Source organism: Paenibacillus sp. FSL P4-0113 (assembly GCF_038009305.1).
In the GTDB taxonomy this organism is placed as follows: Bacteria; Bacillota; Bacilli; order Paenibacillales; family Paenibacillaceae; genus Paenibacillus; species Paenibacillus polymyxa_D.
The window spans coordinates 2,892,501-2,910,803 of record NZ_JBBPAZ010000001.1; the positions used below are offsets into that span (position 1 = coordinate 2,892,501).

General features: G+C 41.9%; 17 protein-coding genes (1 of these 17 cut by a window edge). All 17 read right to left on the minus strand.

The window, feature by feature from the left end:
- A protein-coding gene (ligA, locus tag MKX46_RS12375; protein WP_341071268.1) for an NAD-dependent DNA ligase LigA crosses the window boundary here: on the minus strand, window positions 1-1,986 show its 5' portion. The gene continues 30 nt to the left of window position 1, outside the view; the window shows 1,986 of its 2,016 coding nt (coding positions 1-1,986); it begins with the start codon at window positions 1,984-1,986; its stop codon lies off the left edge, out of view.
- Window positions 1,987-2,075: 89 nt separating this feature from the next.
- On the minus strand, window positions 2,076-4,400 hold the full coding sequence (gene pcrA, locus MKX46_RS12380) for a DNA helicase PcrA (protein WP_029514509.1): 2,325 nt from the start codon (window positions 4,398-4,400) through the stop codon (window positions 2,076-2,078).
- Window positions 4,401-4,441: 41 nt separating this feature from the next.
- On the minus strand, window positions 4,442-5,152 hold the full coding sequence (locus tag MKX46_RS12385; protein ID WP_341040127.1) for a heptaprenylglyceryl phosphate synthase: 711 nt from the start codon (window positions 5,150-5,152) through the stop codon (window positions 4,442-4,444).
- Window positions 5,153-5,278: 126 nt separating this feature from the next.
- Window positions 5,279-6,151 (minus strand): phosphatidylinositol-specific phospholipase C/glycerophosphodiester phosphodiesterase family protein, encoded by an 873-nt coding sequence (locus MKX46_RS12390; RefSeq protein WP_165146362.1) that lies wholly within the window; start codon window positions 6,149-6,151, stop codon window positions 5,279-5,281.
- 106 nt (window positions 6,152-6,257) lie between these two features.
- Window positions 6,258-7,658, minus strand: a complete 1,401-nt coding sequence (locus MKX46_RS12395; protein WP_029514512.1) for an undecaprenyl-phosphate glucose phosphotransferase — start codon at window positions 7,656-7,658, stop codon at window positions 6,258-6,260.
- Window positions 7,655-8,563, minus strand: coding sequence for a glycosyltransferase family 2 protein (locus MKX46_RS12400; protein WP_165146359.1), 909 nt, complete (start codon window positions 8,561-8,563; stop codon window positions 7,655-7,657). Before MKX46_RS12400 ends, MKX46_RS12395 begins: the two co-directional genes overlap by 4 nt.
- 372 nt (window positions 8,564-8,935) lie before the next feature.
- Window positions 8,936-9,028 (minus strand): putative holin-like toxin, encoded by a 93-nt coding sequence (locus tag MKX46_RS25585; RefSeq protein ID WP_219727884.1) that lies wholly within the window; start codon window positions 9,026-9,028, stop codon window positions 8,936-8,938.
- 121 nt (window positions 9,029-9,149) lie between these two features.
- Window positions 9,150-10,112 (minus strand): glycosyltransferase family 2 protein, encoded by a 963-nt coding sequence (locus MKX46_RS12405; protein WP_340933305.1) that lies wholly within the window; start codon window positions 10,110-10,112, stop codon window positions 9,150-9,152.
- 264 nt (window positions 10,113-10,376) lie between these two features.
- Window positions 10,377-11,246, minus strand: a complete 870-nt coding sequence (gene rfbD, locus MKX46_RS12410) for a dTDP-4-dehydrorhamnose reductase (protein ID WP_340933307.1) — start codon at window positions 11,244-11,246, stop codon at window positions 10,377-10,379.
- 1 nt (window position 11,247) lies between these two features.
- The gene (gene rfbB / locus MKX46_RS12415; protein ID WP_340933309.1) at window positions 11,248-12,267 is read right to left on the minus strand and encodes a dTDP-glucose 4,6-dehydratase; all 1,020 of its coding nucleotides are present in this window, start codon (window positions 12,265-12,267) and stop codon (window positions 11,248-11,250) included.
- A 96-nt stretch (window positions 12,268-12,363) separates the two neighbouring features.
- Window positions 12,364-12,912: a dTDP-4-dehydrorhamnose 3,5-epimerase gene (rfbC, locus tag MKX46_RS12420; protein ID WP_340933311.1), complete on the minus strand. Its 549-nt coding sequence runs from the start codon at window positions 12,910-12,912 to the stop codon at window positions 12,364-12,366.
- Between the two features lie 37 nt (window positions 12,913-12,949).
- Entirely contained in the window at window positions 12,950-13,693 is a 744-nt protein-coding gene (locus MKX46_RS12425; RefSeq protein ID WP_340933313.1) for a sugar phosphate nucleotidyltransferase, read from the minus strand.
- A gap of 76 nt (window positions 13,694-13,769) precedes the next feature.
- Window positions 13,770-14,888 (minus strand): acyltransferase family protein, encoded by a 1,119-nt coding sequence (locus MKX46_RS12430; protein WP_340933315.1) that lies wholly within the window; start codon window positions 14,886-14,888, stop codon window positions 13,770-13,772.
- A gap of 61 nt (window positions 14,889-14,949) precedes the next feature.
- A complete protein-coding gene (locus tag MKX46_RS12435; protein ID WP_340933317.1) occupies window positions 14,950-15,285 on the minus strand; it encodes an EamA family transporter in 336 nt (111 codons plus the stop codon).
- Window positions 15,269-15,622: an EamA family transporter gene (locus MKX46_RS12440; RefSeq protein ID WP_340933319.1), complete on the minus strand. Its 354-nt coding sequence runs from the start codon at window positions 15,620-15,622 to the stop codon at window positions 15,269-15,271. The genes MKX46_RS12435 and MKX46_RS12440 overlap by 17 nt, the downstream gene beginning before the upstream one ends.
- 9 nt (window positions 15,623-15,631) lie before the next feature.
- Window positions 15,632-17,371, minus strand: coding sequence for a DUF6020 family protein (locus tag MKX46_RS12445; protein WP_341071269.1), 1,740 nt, complete (start codon window positions 17,369-17,371; stop codon window positions 15,632-15,634).
- A complete protein-coding gene (locus MKX46_RS12450; protein WP_340933321.1) occupies window positions 17,368-18,303 on the minus strand; it encodes a glycosyltransferase family 2 protein in 936 nt (311 codons plus the stop codon). The genes MKX46_RS12445 and MKX46_RS12450 overlap by 4 nt, the downstream gene beginning before the upstream one ends.

Genomic DNA, 18,303 nt, shown 5'->3' on the forward strand with positions numbered 1-18,303 from the left:
ATCCTCATCTTCTATGGTGTCAATTCCGAGCTTTTGGGCCTTAGCCAGCTTACTCCCAGCCTTTTCACCAGCTATGACTAGATCCGTCTTTTTCGATACAGACCCCGCAACTTTGGCTCCCAGTGCCTCCAGCTTGGATGCAGCTTCGTCACGCGTAAGCTGATGCAAGGTACCTGTAAGCACGACCGTTTTGCCGCTGAAAAAGCTGTCTGTCTTCTTCTCCTGCGGAGCTTCAGGGGCCTGAGCTTTCACCCCTAGAGACAGCATCTTTTCAATTCCCGCCTGAGTAAATGGATCTGCAAAGAAAGCAACAATGCTTTCGGCTACAATCCCGCCCACATCCGGTAGTTCTATCAGTTCTTCCACCGTAGCGGACATCGTCTTGTGCAAATCACGGTAGTGTTCAGCCAACATGCGTGTTGTTGCTTTACCGGTATTCGGTATACCCAGAGCATAAAGGAAAGAAGCCAAATCTCTCTCTTTACTCTTTTCAAGTGCCGCCAAGAGGTTACTGGCCTTTTTCTCACCAAACCGCTCCAGCTTCACAAGATCATCATATTGGAGTGTATACAAATCCGCAGGCTCGCGCACTTCCAGTTCGTCATGCAGCTGTATGGCCGTTTTGTCACTGAATGTCTCAATATCCATAGCATCACGTGAAGCAAAATGGGAAATACGAGCTACAATTTGTGGTTTACACCCCAGCTTATTGTCGCAAAACAAATGGGCACCTCGCTGCTGTAACGGAAACCCGCAGGCTGGACAATGATCTGGTACGACAATTTCCTCCCCGTCGTTCTCAGACGTTACCTTTCCTAATATCTCCGGAATGACATCGTTTGAGCGACGGATAAACACACGTGCACCCAAAGCAAACTTCAGGTTTTTGCGCTCGATGTCACCAGCATTGTTCAGTGTACAATTTTGTACAGTGACTCCCGCCAGCTCTACCGGCTCTACCCTTGCGAGTGGGGTGATTTTACCGGTTCGTCCTACATTCCACTCAACCGAGTTAAGCACCGTTGTCGTTTCCTCGGCTTCGAACTTATATGCCACCGCCCAGCGCGGGAATTTATCGGTATACCCGAGAGCCTCACGTGTGCGCATATCTGTAATTTTCAATACTGCCCCATCAATGAGGTAATCCAATCCGGCACGAGATTTTTCAATCTCAATCAGTTGCTCCATTACATCTTCAAAATTATCAAAGTAAGTCAGGTAAGGGTTTACCTTAAAATGATTTTCACGCAGGAAAGTCATCATTTCCTGGTGGCTGTTAAACTGGATACGGTCTGCATATCCCACATTGTAGAAAAATGCATTCAAGCGCCGCTCTGCTGTCACTTTGGGATTCAAGTTGCGCAAAGCACCAGCTGCGGCGTTGCGTGCATTTTTAAGAGGGTCCACGGCAGTCTCATTATATTTGGACAATACAGAGAGATTCATGATCCCTTCTCCCTGTACTTCAATGGTTCCATTTCGAAAAGGAATTGTAAGTGGCACAGATTTAATGGTCTTCACCTGTGCCAGTATTCCCTCACCCACTACGCCATTACCGCGGGTAGAAGCCTGTACAAGCTGTCCATCTGTATACGTCAGGTTCAGCGTCAGTCCATCGAATTTAAGTTCTATCGCATAGCCTGGAGATGGCAAAGGTTTCTCCGGGTTCTTGGTATTGTAATCATTAACCAGTTTCACAACACGCGCGTTCCATGCACGCAGCTGTTCCATATTCTGAGCTTTATCAAGGCTCCATAATGGGGCAAGGTGGCGATGCGGTGTGAAACCTTTGAGTAACTCCCCACCCACACGCTGTGTCGGCGAATCCGGCAGCACAAGACCGCTCGTCTGTTCGAGCGCTACCAGCTCGTCATAAAGCACATCATATTCTTTGTCGCTGATCTTGGGTTCATCCAGTGTGTAGTAATGATAGTTATATGTGTTCAGTTCAGCAACAAGCTGCTCCATTCTGTGCATTGGGTTCATGCAGGCGTATCCCTCCGGGAACTTCATCAGGGCAGAGGCCTAAGCCAAACTGCCACTCATGAGGTTCGAGATTTAATGATGTTTGAGATTTATTCTACTTTTGTAATAGGTGCAAAGCCAGCCAGCAGTCGTTTAACCCCTACCGGAGCCGGGAAAGCAATTTGAAGTTCCATATCATTGCCAGTCCCTTTTACAGCTACAATGGTTCCAATTCCCCATTTGCCATGCTGCACCTTGTCTCCAGCAGCAAAAATGGAGGGGCCTCCTGCCGAAGCAGCCGGAGTCGGTTTCGCGGATGAAGATGTCGTTACGGTTACGCGGGGTGACGCGGAAGCGGACGAACCACTGCGGCTCATCGTATCAAACGAGCGTTCTCCACCAAAGTTGCTGCCACTACCTTTATTCAGTCCGCGCCCACCATAAGATCCGCCTACATTGCCTGAACGGCGGTAGCGGTCACGTTTGATGATCGTATCCTCTTTTAACTCGTCTGGAATCTCTTCGAGAAAGCGGGAAGGCGGGTTAGCCGTGGTGCGTCCAAACAAAGTGCGCATCTGTGCACATGTAAGGAACAGTTGCTCCTCTGCACGGGTTATGCCGACATACGCCAATCTGCGCTCTTCTTCCAGTTCTTCGTTATCCAGAAAGGCACGACTATGAGGGAACACTCCCTCCTCCATACCGACAATAAATACAATGGGAAACTCCAGACCTTTGGCGCTATGCATGGTCATCAATACAACCGCATCGCTTTGCTCTTCTTCGTCGTCATTCATGGAATCAATATCAGCAATCAGCGCAAGGTCGGTCAGGAAGGAGACGAGTGACTTGTCTTCCGCACCTTTTTCAAATTCCATGGTTACCGACAGGAACTCATCAATATTCTCCAAACGCGAGCGTGACTCGAGTGTATTCTCGTTTTGCAGTTCCAATCGATATTGGGTGGTTTCCAGCATTTTTTCTGTTAACTCGGTAACCGACAGGTAGTCTACCATACGACTTAAACCTTCGATCATATCGTAAAACTCTACCAACGCATTACGCGTACGTCCTGCAAAGCCCAAATCATCTACCACTTGAAGGACACGGAAAATCGAAACTCCACGTTCCGCTGCAGCTGCCTGCAATTTGCCGACAGTTGTGTCTCCGATGCTTCGTTTTGGCACATTAATGATTCGGATCAAACTGATGTCGTCGTCAGGATTGGAGAGCAGGCGAAGATACGCCAGCAAATCCTTAATTTCCTTCCGATCATAGAACTTGATACCGCCCACGATCTGATAAGGAATATCTGATTTAATCAGAATTTCCTCGACAACCCGAGACTGAGCATTCGTACGGTACAAAATGGCATGATGGCTATAGGTTTTGCCCGCTTTAATATTCTTATGAATTTCTGAGGCGATAAAGTAGCCCTCATCATGTTCAGAATCAGCACGGTAAACCTTAATCTTGGCGCCGCCTTCTTTGTCAGTCCATAGTTTTTTCGGCTTGCGGCCTGTATTTTGACCAATGACTTCATTGGCAGCATTGAGAATATTCGAGGTGGACCGGTAGTTCTGCTCCAGCAAAATGGTACGCGCTTCCGGGTAGTCCTCTTCAAAATTCAAAATGTTGCTAATATCGGCACCTCGCCACCGATAGATGGATTGGTCACTGTCACCTACTACGCAAATCCGGTGATGCTTGTCGGCCAGCATTTTGCACAGCATGTACTGCGCACGGTTTGTATCCTGATATTCATCAACATGAATGTATTGAAATTTCTTCTGGTAGAAGTCCAGTACCTCAGGTACTTCTTTAAACAGCTGAATCGTTGCCATGATCAAATCATCAAAATCAAGAGAGTTGTTGTTTTTGAGCCGCTGTTGGTACTTGGTATATACCTTCGCCACAATCCCTTCAAAATAGTCGCCAATCTTGCGCTCATACATTTCGGGAGTGACCAGTTCATTTTTTGCCGTACTCATCATAGACTGAACCGCTTTGGGTTCAAATTTTTTGGTGTCTATATTCAGATCCTTCATGCAGCTCCGAATGACAGACAATTGATCCGTAGAATCCAAAATGCTGAAATTCGAGGTAAATCCAATCCGCTCGATATCCCGACGTAAAATACGCACACACATCGAGTGGAAGGTGGATACCCACACATCTCTTCCCTGTGGGCCAATCAGCTTGGATACGCGATCCTGCATCTCACGCGCGGCCTTGTTCGTAAAGGTAATCGCCAAAATGCCCCATGGAGCCGTCTTGCGGGTTGCGATGAGGTAGGCTATTCGGTGCGTGAGCACCCGTGTTTTACCACTGCCTGCGCCAGCCATAATCAGCAGCGGACCATCTACCGCCTCCACAGCCTGACGCTGAGGCGGATTAAGGCGAGCTACCGCCTCGTGTATATCTATTGATTGCATGCGTGCATGCTCCTTTCCCTGAGCTTCCATAAAATCACGTTCTATACTTCCAATTTCACAGCTACCGTCTCCAGCGCTTTCGCCAAGTCACGATAAATGATGTTTCCTACTACAATGGTGTCACAAACGGCAGCCGCTTGTAACGCGGTAGATTTATCCACGATTCCTCCCCCGTATAGGACACGAGAGCGCTCTGTACTGCGATGTATTTTTTGCACCAGCTCCATATCCCCAAAAGCACCGCTATATTCCACATATACAATCGGCAGATGCATGAGCTTGTCAGCAATCTGTGCATATGAGGTGGCAGACGAAATATCCAGCGAAGTATCTGCTCCGGTAAGCTTAGCGACTGTAGAATCACCGTTCAAAACAATATATCCTTCCGTCACAAGCAAATCCCAAGGGATCATATAACCAAACTGTTCAATCGCACGTTGGTGCTGTCCTAGAATCCAATTACTGTCAGCGGTATTCAGTACCATAGGAATCATATATAGATCAAACCCTGGTACTACAGCTTCCAGATCGGACACCTCAAGCACACACGGCACCTCATAACGTCGAACCCTCGACAGCAAATCCACCGTATTTTCGTAGGTAATACCTGATGAACCTCCTACCATAATCGCATCCGTACCAGACATACACACGGCGTCAAGTGCCTCATCATCCAGTTCCTTTTCAGGATCAAGCTTAAACACATGCCTCCATGATTGAATTGAATCTGCCAACACACATTCCTCCAGCATCCATTGCTTTTGTCATGATCCAGTCGAACCGAATTCCAATATCCAAAAGCGTTCTATGCTAAGTCTATGACAGTGCTTAAAAGGTGTCAATGTTCGTATCAAATGGGAACACCCCGTTCAGACAGCTTAGGGGCGTAGCGCATACAACCAACTGCGTTTACTAAGTTCTTTTTCCGTTAAAATATCTGTATAGAAACCTTGCACACCCATCTGTTCATACTCAGCCGCATCCTTCAACTCATTAATGGTATTTACGTAGCATACCGCTCCGGCCTGACGCAAACTTTCCACTAGAGCACCACTCACCCGATTCTCTGGTAAAGTTACTGCCGTTATATCATTTTGTTGTACAAATCGAATAATCTGGTCATCTTTATCCTCTGTGGCGTAGAGCGTATAAATAACGGATGGATAGGGATAAATACTCCGCAACATTTGCAGCATTTCTTCATTATAAATTTGGGGAACAATACGAGACAAAAGCTCGGGGTTTTTCTCCTGCGCCTGACGGGTCAGTTGTGCAAACAACTGTTTGATCTGGGCAGGGTCCTGTTCTTTCGTATCGGTCACAATATAAGCATCCGGGTATGTTTCCAATAAATCCAATACATCCTTCCAATCTACTGGAGTATAAGAACCGTGTATGGGGGTGTTCTTAAATTGATGGTAGCTCCACGGTTTTCCGCCCTGTTCTGTAGCAACTGCTTGTTCCTGTTGCATTTGCTCTGTAAAAGATTCTGTCCATTCATGGCGCGCCACCAATTGTCCATCCGAAGTAAACATCAGGTCGACCTCGAATACGCGGCTGCCTTTTTTATAATTTTCCACAAACGCTTCACGCGCATTAGTATAGGCCAAACCATTAACGGCTCCCATGGCATGCGAAATTACGCGGTGCGTGGTAAAGTCAGTCTGTTCTTCTGTAGATTGCCCTTTGTAAGCCAGTAAAAATGTGCCGGTTAACATTAAAAGAATGACCGCAGCAATCAGTCGTTTCATAGGGTGTCACATCCTTTTCGTACAGGTCAATACCCCACATACGCATGCTCAAAACAACTGCCAGACGCAAAAGCACCCTCCGGCTAAACCGAAGGGTGCTTCTGTATTAATACGCGTTCTTGAAACCGTTGCGAATCGTGCGGAAAATAATTTTAATATCAAATAAGAGCGACCAGTTCTCAATATAGAAGATGTCATGCTTAATCCGTTCCTCAATAGATGTATCTCCGCGCAACCCGTTGCTCTGTGCCCAGCCTGTGATTCCGGGACGAACATGATGCTTCACCATGTATTTTGGAATTTCCTCACGGAACTGATCCACATAATAGGGCCGCTCTGGGCGTGGACCAACGACACTCATATCACCCAGCAGAACGTTGAAAAACTGCGGCAGCTCGTCGAGACTCGTTTTACGAATAAAAGTACCAAAACGTGTGCGTCTTGGGTCATTAGCAGTCGTCCAGCCCGTATCTTCAGTTCCAGGTGGTAACACCTTCATCGAACGAAATTTGTACATTCGGAAGGTGCGACGATTCAAGCCTACCCGCTCCTGCTTAAAAATGATGGGCCCTCTGGATGTAATCATCACACCAATCGCTACTGCTAGCATGATCGGAAAGGTCAGGAGAATCGCGAATAAAGAGAATAAAATATCGAATAGGCGCTTAAACAATCGATTCCCCGCTACATCCAGTGGAATATCCCGCACATTGATCATCGGCATACCTGCAAAGTTATCAAAGTACGGGCGAGCCGGCAAATAATCGAAAAAGTCGGGGATTATAAGCGTGCGCACTCCAGCCTTTTCACACATGTTGATAATCTTGGGGTACTTATCATGAGCATCCAGCGGCAGCGCCAGAATGACCTCGTCAATCATCAGACGCGACAGCGTAGCCTCCAATTGATCTAAGCCTCCAAGAATCGGGCGGAAATGCGCCTCTTCCTCTTCACTCCAATGCCGCTTATCATCCAGAAAACCCACTACCTCGTATCCCAGATCAGGATATTGTCCAAGGTTATGATAAAATCGCTGCCCTAGAGTACCCGCCCCGAGAATAAGCATGAATTGTTTGTTGTACCCTTTTTGACGGAGAGCTTTAAGAACTTGCTTCAAGAAAAATCGATAAAACAAAATAAGCAGCACGTTTCCAACCATATAGATTGCCAGATAGGACCGCGAGATGTCGATTTGTTTCACGAAGAACATCACACTCAACAGCACGAACAGTCCAACGATATGAATCTGGGTGACGCGAAATACATCATCTGCAAATCGTTTTTTGCGTTTGGGCGAATAGAGCGAAAACAACATCCCCAGCACTACGGCAATCAGGCCGTAGATTAAGCTCCAGCCTCCATATACTTGAATAGGAAGCGGTTCTGTATAGGTGATCCATTCACTTTCAAATTTGAAAAACCAAGCGATCAGAAAGGACAACTGAATGACCGCGAAATCCGCCACAATATATAATTGGGTTAAAAAACGCTGATTTCTGCGTATCATGCTTTCACCTCAGTATGAGATTGTTCCCCGCCGTCCGGCTTGACCGGTGCGGACAACTTATTTTTTAGGAAAGCCATTCCAAATTTCACGGCAATCCCCGCATATACAGCCATATTGGTGATCCAACTGTATTGCTGTTTATAATGCTTACGATGAAATACCCACATAGCTCTATGAAACTCATAAATAATTTTCAAAGGACGACGGCGAGCGCTGCCCCCTTTGATATGAATAATATATGTGCGCGGGTAGTAGTAAATGCCCCACCCGGCTTGCTTAATCCGGTAACACCAGTCAATGTCCTCACCATACATAAAAAAGGTTTCATCCAAGCCACCGACCTGGTCAATCGTTTCTCGGCGCACCAGCATAAAAGCACCTACCAGTACATCTACTGGATACTCATCATCCGGGCTTAGATGCCCAAGCTGATATTGATTGTACTTCGGGTTATCCGGGTAACGCTTCGACCAGCCAAAAGCATAGTAAAAAGAAGCTGATGGCGTTGGAAAACCACGCTTACAAGCCTTGTCTAATGATCCATCCGGCAGGATGACCTTACAGCCCGATGCCCCCATCTCCGGATGCGTATCCATAAACTGGATCATTGTATCCAGCGTGTCCGGTTGCACCAACGTATCGGAGTTCAATAACAATACATAACGCCCGCTGGCTACTTCCATCCCCTGGTTGTTCGCCTTGGCAAAACCTGTATTATCCTTATTGGCTATCAACATAATCTCCGGGTATGCAGCACGAATAGCCTCAACAGATCCGTCACTGGAGTGATTATCAATAACAATCACTTCATATCGGTATTGCGTCTCGGACGCATACACCGACTGCAAACAATCCAGCGTCAATTGACACGTATTATAGTTGACGACCAGTATGCTTACATCCATATTTAAAACGCTCCTGACAAATTCAGTAATCTATTCTACTATCGCCTATTATAGCATACCGCGCAGACCACGGGGCGCAAAAAAGCACATAACTTGTAACCTTACATAGTTTAGAAGGATTATGCAAAATTCGATTCCAGTCACTCCAAAGCGCAAATATAGACAAACGAAATCATTTCGATCTATATATTGTTCATTGGAAGTCGTTTATTAGATTTTTGTAAAATCCTCGGTTGAGGTCTAAAATTCATCGTGGTAAGATATACATGGAAAAAGGGCTGGTGCCAGCCAGCCCCTGCGCAACCAACGCTCCAAGAGCGGACGGTTTTGGAACAATCAGGCCGAAAATAGACCCTTCCTTGCGGGGGCGGTCTATTTTCGTTTGTTAAACTCTAACAGTGTGACGATTAACGCCCCGAACGTCAGCATTAAACTGAGCGCCTCAAACACTGTCACAGGCTTCACCCCCCTCCTCGGGAGAGTTAGCCGACCGCTCTTGGCAGCTCTATCGGTTGCACGTTTCAATTATACTATATTTTTCCATAAAGGAACACGCATTCGATGGTATTTTGATAAATTCAATGTATTATTGAGCTTTTGATTTATTTTGATGATGATGAAGGGTAATCTTCTTTCTAAGTTGCCTTCTTTTCCCCCTAAGCTCGGGCAGTTCTTTAAAAAAAGTCTTCCAAGCTACAAGTACTTTTGGCTCTCTGAAAAGAAAATACAGATTACTTGCTATCTCATATGAAAGGAGAAAAATAATATTTTTCATCCATTCAGAGAAAGTATCATTTTTATACATCATTTTATAACGATTAATATATGAAAGTCTTCTCACAAACAACGATTGGGATGTACGACTCGTTTCCTTCCAACCACGTTCATGGTAGGCTATTGCTCTAGCATCATAGTAAGCTTCCCAGCCGAGCAAGGCTGCTCGCCAAGCCACATCTACATCTTCCTTGTATGCAAAAAAGCTTTCATCAAAAAACTCACCATTTAGACCAATGTCATTAATCATTCGCCGTGAATACAAAGCTGCTGCGCCTGAAACACCAAATACCTTTCCTGACTCTGACCACTGAACTGAAGGCTCTCCTGCTCCTCGATCAAAAGCTCTTCTGGCTGAATTCATAACAATACCCGTGCTATCTATCATCTCCCGGTTCGCTTTACGCAGCAATTGACCTGTAGCGCTGCCTATACGCTGATTATGCTCCATCACTGCAACCAGGCGCTCAATGTAATCAGGTTCTATAGTAACGTCTGGGTTAAGTACTAGCACATAGTCCGTATCGTCCAACGCTATTGCTTGATTATGGCCAGGGGCAAAACCAACATTTTGGACATTAGAGACAAACTTGAATTTTGAACCAAACAAATGCGCTATTTCTTTAACTTGTTCCTCTGTCTGATCCTTGGATTGATTATCTATGATAACCACTGCTTGTAGGGGGTAGCTTTGCTTGCTGACAGCCTTTAAGCACTCTTGGATATCTTTTTCACTGTTATACGTTACAATATGAACACTTACGGATTTAATCATAGATTCATGTTCCTCGTTTATGAGATTTTGGCGTATTTACTCCAGATGTTCTTATTCCTATCATAGAGCAAACCAGCATAATTTCAAAGAGCTGCTACAGTCTATAGATTGTTATATACCACAATAGATGCAGTGATATGGAAAATGTTTCAATAAAACAAAAAAAGCCGAGTATGAACTCGACTTTTTCAGATGATTATTGAGACCAAATATATTTGAAGTTAGGCCTATTTCTAAGCTTATAGGTGCACAGTAAAATCTCCCTTATGATTGACTGCAATAATTCTGTATAAAATCACGCAATCCCTCACGCCAGTCGCGCAAATCATTCAATCCATTGGTTCGAATCGCTACATGCTCCATAACAGAATTACGTGGCCGCGCTGCTGGTCTGGGGAATTGCTCTGTGCTGCATGGCTCCAATTTCGCTGTGATCTTGGCATCTAATATTTCCGCCGCATCCTGTAAAATAGCTTGCGTAAATTCATACCAGGTACAGGAGCCGCTATTGGATGCATGGTATACGCCGTACTTCTCCGTTTGAATCAATTCCGCCAAAAAGCGTGCCAGATCCACCGTATAGGTAGGTGAACCCTTCTGATCATTCACTACCTGGAGGAGCGGCTTCTCCTGTCCAAGCTTCAGCATCGTTTTGACAAAATTGTTTCCGTGCATTCCATATACCCAAGATGTACGAACAATAAAATACCTAGAGGAAAGTGTTTGGGTCAATACCTCTCCCGCCCGTTTGGACTTTCCGTAGATACTCTGCGGATTGGTATTATCGTACTCATGATATGGCTGCTTTGCCGTTCCATCGAACACATAATCTGTGCTGATATAAACCAGCTTGGCTCCTACCTTTTCCGCAGCCAGTACCATATTACGTGTGCCTACCGCGTTGACTTGATAAGCCCCGTCTACATCGGTCTCCGCTGCATCCACAGCCGTATACGCTGCACAGTGGATTACGGCATCAGGTTGGGACTGTTCAACGATCTTCACAGCCTGCTCCAAATCCGTGATATCCAGCTGTTCCCGATCGTATCCAAGAACATCATGTCCTTGACCCTGAAAAACGTTTACTACATCTTTACCAAGTTGACCGGATGCTCCAGTAACCAGCACCTTCATTTTACGCATCCCCCAAGCGGGAACCGTACTGTTTAGCATAGTATTGTTGGTATTCGCCGGATTGAATGCGAATCCACCATTCTTCGTTGTCCAAGTACCAGCGAATCGTTTCTTTAATGCCTGTTTCAAAAGAGTGCTTTGGCTTCCAGCCCAGCTCATTCATGGTCTTCGTTGGATCAATGCCATAACGGCGGTCATGTCCTGGACGATCCTGCACATACGAAATCAGAGATTCTGGCTTGCCCAGCTCCTCTAATACTGTTTTGACGATATGCACATTTGTCCGCTCGTTATTTCCCCCGATATTGTATACTTCACCCAGTTTACCCTGATGAATGACTAGATCAATTGCGCTGCAATGATCCTCTACATACAACCAGTCGCGAATGTTCAAGCCATCCCCGTATACAGGTAGCTGTTGGTCGCTCAATGCACGTGAGATCATTAGCGGGATCAATTTCTCAGGAAACTGATATGGGCCGTAGTTGTTAGAACAACGCGTGATATTCACTGGTAAACAGAAGGTTTCATGATATGCACGAACTAGCAGATCGCCACCTGCCTTGGATGCAGAATAAGGACTATTAGGCTGCAACGGAGTTTCCTCCGTAAACAAGCCTGTTTCTCCCAAAGATCCATACACCTCATCTGTTGATACCTGTACAAACTTGGCCACGTTATATTTCTTGGCCGCGTCCAGTAGCACTTGCGTACCCAATACGTTTGTTTTCACAAACACTTCCGGTTCCAGAATACTCCGATCCACATGTGACTCCGCTGCAAAATTAACCACCACATCAATTCCCTGCTGCATCAGCTGGTCAATCGCTTGAGTATCAGTGATATCTGCCTTGATGAAGCTATGTTTGGGGTTACTTTCAATGGATTTCAAATTTTCCAGGTTACCTGCATAGGTAAGAGCATCTATATTTACAATTTCATAATCTGGATGCTGTTTAAGCATATACAATACAAAGTTACTGCCTATAAATCCGGCCCCACCGGTAACAAGAAGTTTCATACAGACCTCCTAAGCTGAGCAATGTCTAAAGTATATTAGACTTCTGACTCATTTTCTTAACTCAAAAGCATTCAAAGTATTAATTTGTGTTAGCTTCTAATCAAAATTGATTTCCGCATCTGTCAGAACAGGCTGCTGTTTATCCTTCTCTGACAGTATCGCCTTGGAGGTAGGCCAGTCAATACTCAATGCAGGGTCATTCCACCGTATCCCTCTGTCGTGCAAAGGAGAGTAATATTCATCAACCTTATACAACACCTGAGTATTGGGAACAAGCGTACAAAAACCATGAGCAAACCCCTTAGGTACCAGTAACTGGCGACGATTATGCTCACTTAGAATGACACTCATCCATTGCCCAAACGTAGGAGAACTTTTTCGAATGTCCAAAATCACATCATAGATAGCCCCTGTGAGTACCCTGATAAGTTTCGTTTGTGCCTTCGGATTTAATTGGTAATGCAACCCACGTATAACTCCTGCATCAGCAGAAAGAGATTGGTTATCCTGAACAAAAGTATGATTAATCCCCTCACTTTGCATTACCTGTTGATTATAACTTTCCATAAAAAAACCGCGTTGATCACCATGAACAGTCGGCTCCATTATACTTGCACCTGTTAATTTTAAAGGTATCACTTTCATGCTATACGTCCTTCCCTCAATGCTGTGAAACTTTGCATTACAACTTTAACTTACCAAATTCCTCACCAAATATAATATTTTGCGCGAGTTCATTTGCTCTGGCAAGCGAAGTATGCGTTCCTGCATCCGTCCACCAACCTTGAAGAATATCATAGGTCAATGTTCCGTTAGCAATATACGCATTGTTAACGTCTGTAATCTCTAATTCTCCACGTGTCGAAGGTTTTAGGGTTTTCACAATATTAAAAACATTATGATCAAACATGTAAATGCCCGTAACTGCATAATCGCTTTTAGGCATCTGAGGTTTTTCTTCTATAGATAGAATACGTTGATTTTGAATTTCTGCCACACCAAATCGCTGCGGATCATGGACCTTTTGCAATAATAATTTAGCACCAACATTCTGTTTACGAAAATTTTGCACAAACGGAGAGATATCATCCTCAAACACATTGTCCCCCAAAATAACGACCATTTGATCTTTGCCAACGAAATGCTCTGCCAGATCTAACGCCTGCGCAATGCCACCCGCTTCGTCCTGTACCTTATATGTAAAAGTTACGCCCATCTCACGACCGCTTCCAAGCAGATTTACAACATCCCCCATGTGTTCTTTACCTGTTACAATAAGGATGTCCGTAATATCAGCTTTTTTTAGCTTATATATGGAATGAAAGATCATGGGATACTTACCGACAGGAAGCAAGTGCTTATTGGTTACCTTGGTTAAAGGAAAAAGGCGAGAACCAGTCCCGCCCGCAAGAATAATACCTTTCATAGCGCCCTCCTTGTACTAATACATATATTAATATGATTTTCAGAAAAAATTAATTAGATGAAACATCTTTACGACCTTAAGACTTAATTTTTAGTAAAGTAAAAAGTTTATCACGGAACCAATTTGATAACCGTTTCTCTAAAAATTCGTGAGCAACTGCCGCAAAACAAATACTTAGAACAGTTAGAAAAATGATATATGACATATCCTGTAAAGAATTTCTTAGCGATTCAAACTCCCATGCAATATTGGCAAGAGGATGAATTACTAAAGGGTGGATTAGATATAATGAAAAAGAAATATTACCAAGCCACACTAAAAAATAAGGGCTTTTAATCTCGATACTTTTGCTTGAGATCACCAAAATAGAAAACAAAATTACATAAGGCAGTCCCCAATTAACTATTCCAAAGCCGGGGTTAATACCCCCAAGAAAATACCACATTGTAAAGGATAAAGCCAGTAAACAGAGCAACCAACATATTTTAGTGTTTTTTATTCTGAGTTTAGAAAAATATATCAATCCTATGATGACGCCTACAACAAATTCCCAAATCAAAGGGGAAGTGATTAAATTAAGATATCCCCAGTCCCAACCATAATAGTGCTTGGGATCTAAAGAAATGTCCCCTGCCATACTCGGAAGTAATATTAGAGTGAATATTACCCAAGAAAAAAACAATAGCCATTTATACCTTCCAAACAGTAACGATATTGCAAAGAATGAATAAAAGTACATCTCAAAATTAAGAGTCCATCCCGTATGAAGAACAGAACCTCCCCAGAAAGGCCCGTCACTTTTGTCTAAAATTAATGGAATAAAGAATAGGGATTTAAGTATGTCTGTGACTGAAGGATCGACATCCACTCGGTTAATAATGTAAGCACTTAGCAGCATAAGTATTATGTATAAGAAAGTCAATACAAGATACATAGGCCAAATTCTCGCAAATCTTTTTAGCATAAATTTAGAAAAATACAAAAAAGAACCGTTACTATTCCTAGTTGTATACACCATAATGAAGCCACTAATCATAAAAAATATATCTACACCAGACGATGCAGCAGAAAACAGCCACTGGGAAAAAGGCGATTGACTAGGAAGATGGCCTCTCGCATGAAATATTGTTACAGAAACAGCAGCAATCCCTCGTAACATCTGTATAAAATCGATTTTCCCATCTTTTACAGTCAATAAAATTCATCCTCTTCTACGATGTATGCAAGAAAGTCCTCATATTACAATAGTGATATATTTAAAGAATCAAAACAAACGCTCCGCAAATTATCAAAAGCACCCCCCCAATCTTTGTAACACTTATAGTTTCTTTTAAAAATATTTTGGAAAATATTAATGTCCATATATAAGTGAAGGCGGTTAAAGGATACACAACTGTATATGGAATAAACTTTAATAATATAATATTGAGAAATGCCCCCAAAGCGTAAAGAAAACCTGCCAAAAAAAAATGCATTAAAAAAGGTTTATTGATTCCTATTGTGTACAAAGAGAGTTTTTTAAGAAAAAGTCCTCCCAAAGCACCAAACATGGTCATTAAAACAAAGAGTAATATTTCATTTTCTCTCCACACTGATTAAGACAGCCCCCAAAACTATCATAATTATACCTATGATTTCCTTGAATCCTATCTGTTCCTTTAAGAAGTAACTACCTATTAATACAGCAAATATATAGCCAAAACTTAAAAGCGGATGAAGAACAGATAAATCTCCAAACCTAAAAGCAATCATCATTAAAACAGCACCACATACATACAGAATTAATCCTAAAGCTAAAATATATAAATTATTGGTTCCAGAAACCTTCCATAATGCTTGTCCAACAGCAGTAAGTAAAGCAGAAAATAAAATAAGTATTATTCCCAAACTGCTATTTCTATAAAAAAAGTTAAATCTTTTAATTACCAATACGCCTCCTTAATGAACTGCCTTCTTTTCAAATTTCAGAAAAGATGTAAGAAAAACAACAATAGAAACAAGCAAATTTGCATATAAATATCTAAAATCCTGAGCTGGTGTTGCAGCCATGATGGTTAGAGTATTAAGCGTTACAGGCAGTGCTACTATGACTAACGCATAGTTTCTACGCCGTACAATTATATATAGGGATAATATAATCAATACATTGTACAAGGCAGCTCTCCATATTATACTATTTCTTGAAAATTCTAAAATCCGAGATACATTTTCTGTCAACCCGACACTGATGGTCTTATTTGATAAACCATATTTAATTGAGTTATTATTTTCGGTTATTGATGTTGAATATAGTGATGTAACACCATCGTTAAATTGTGTTATCTGCCAAACATTCGAAACTTGTTTTAGATAGCTTTTTATTACAATATTAGGATTCTGTATGCACAATGTTAACCACTTCTTAAGAAACTCACTTCTATTCTCTCTGAGGAATCCTCTATTAAATTCCTTATTGAATTTCAAAGGGTCTACTGTGTATGGATTATATTGACTTTTCCAGACATCTATCGGCAATATGTTGGCGAAAAATTCTAATTGTTCATTGGTCATTTTGCCATCAAGTGCAATAACACTAGCAACTTGTTGTGTGGGTATTGCAAGAGCTTCGTTAGGGTCTGAGGAGGTGACTTTCAAAGCATTAAAAACAGGAATTGTAACGATAAAATAAATTAACAGTACCGGAATTGACCATAAATAGAATTTCATAAGCTTCTTTTTGAAAACTACGATTGAAATAAGCAATGTCAATAAAAAAATTATAAATCCGTTATGTCGAAAAAGTGTTACTCCAACCGAAGCTATAACGAATAAAATTCCATTCAACTTAGAATCAAGCCATAGTCCATTAGAAATAACAATATTAGCAATATATAAGCTTATTAAGCAAAGAAGCCCACTATACAAAATATCTTTCCACATCGTGATGGAATAAATTCCATTAATAGGAACGAAAGATAGAAAAACAACAGATAAATAAACAAAAATCTTCTTAACTCCATACCTCTCAAAAGTATACCCACAGTATCCTATTATCAAGGACATAATAATTATTTGGATAATTGAGAAAGCTGCTGGTGTGTCCCCTAACAGAGTCGTAAACATGATGAACCACGTATGTGCTACTGGATGCCAATCATCAAATTTTCCGGTGAATATTTGAGACCATTGATCTAAAGAATCTGGCGACAAAACTCCAGGATAAAAAGCCAGAAAGTAAACTAAAAAAATAACAAACGAGGGGGTCGCAAAAAACAAAATTTTAATTTTTCTTCCTTCAACGCATGAAATTCCTGACCTTGATTTCATTAAAAACTGAGTTAAAGCGAGTACAATACAAAACAAAGCAATAAATGCAGTAATACTTATGAACGCAAAACCAAATAAATTGTAACCACGTTTAAAAAAAGATCCCATTAAACTAACAAATAGAAAAAGAGTAAGTGCTAGACAAAAAATATAATTATACCATGATTTCAGCGAAGGCTTTATTTCTAAATTATTCAAATTCTTACTTATAACAAGGTGAATTAAAGAAACGAAAACAATTATTATGCTCAATAACCATTTTATTAACGAAACATTAGTAGTGAGAAGATACACCAAGCCACTACCTAAAGCAATAGACAGAACTAAACAAAAGAAATTAACCTTAGTTGCTAGATTATTAAACAAAATCATACCTTTATACCTACCTCTTGCTTAATACGATGCAATTCCAATTCATACTGTTTTCGATAGTTCGCTACCACTGTATCTAGTATTAAACCACAAGTAAAACTAATGATAGACAGTAAAACAAAACCCACCGCTAAAACAGCTGATGGTAATTTTGTAACAAAACTAGTATATATATATTCAATAATAACGGGTGCCCCCACTAAAAGGCCTAATATAAGAAGAAGAGCAGACCAAATATTGAAAAAAAACAAAGGTTTAAACTCTTTAAAAAGCATAAGTATTGTTTTCAGAACTTTATAGCCATCTCTTAATGTATTTAATTTAGATTCGCTACCTTCTGGCCGATCCCTATAATCAATTTGAACTTCTTTTAGGGAGAAGCGTTTATCCAACGTATGAATGGTTAGTTCAGTTTCAATCTCAAATCCCGGGCTCATAACCGGAAATGATTTAACAAAAAATTTGTTAAAAGCTCTATAACCTGTCATAATATCCTTTACATTACTTTTATAAAGAAAGTTAATCATATTTTTGACTAAATCATTACCAAAGCCATGGAGGTTCCGCTTATTTTCATTCGCATAAGTCCCATTTGAAAGTCTATCTCCAATAACCATATCTGCTTTATTCTCTTTTAATGGCTCGATTAATCTATGCACATACTCAGCCGGGTAAGTGTCGTCCCCGTCAACCATAATATAATAATCAGCTTCAATGTCCATAAACATAGATCGAACTACACTACCTTTACCTTGTCTATACTCATGCTTTACAATGGCTCCATTTTCAAGCGCAACCTTCACTGTCTTATCTTTAGAATTATTATCATAAACATAAATCTTCGAAAAAGGTAATTCTTTCCTAAAATCTTGTATGACTTTTCCGATCGTTTGTTCTTCATTATAACAAGGAATTAAAACTGCAATTTCCAT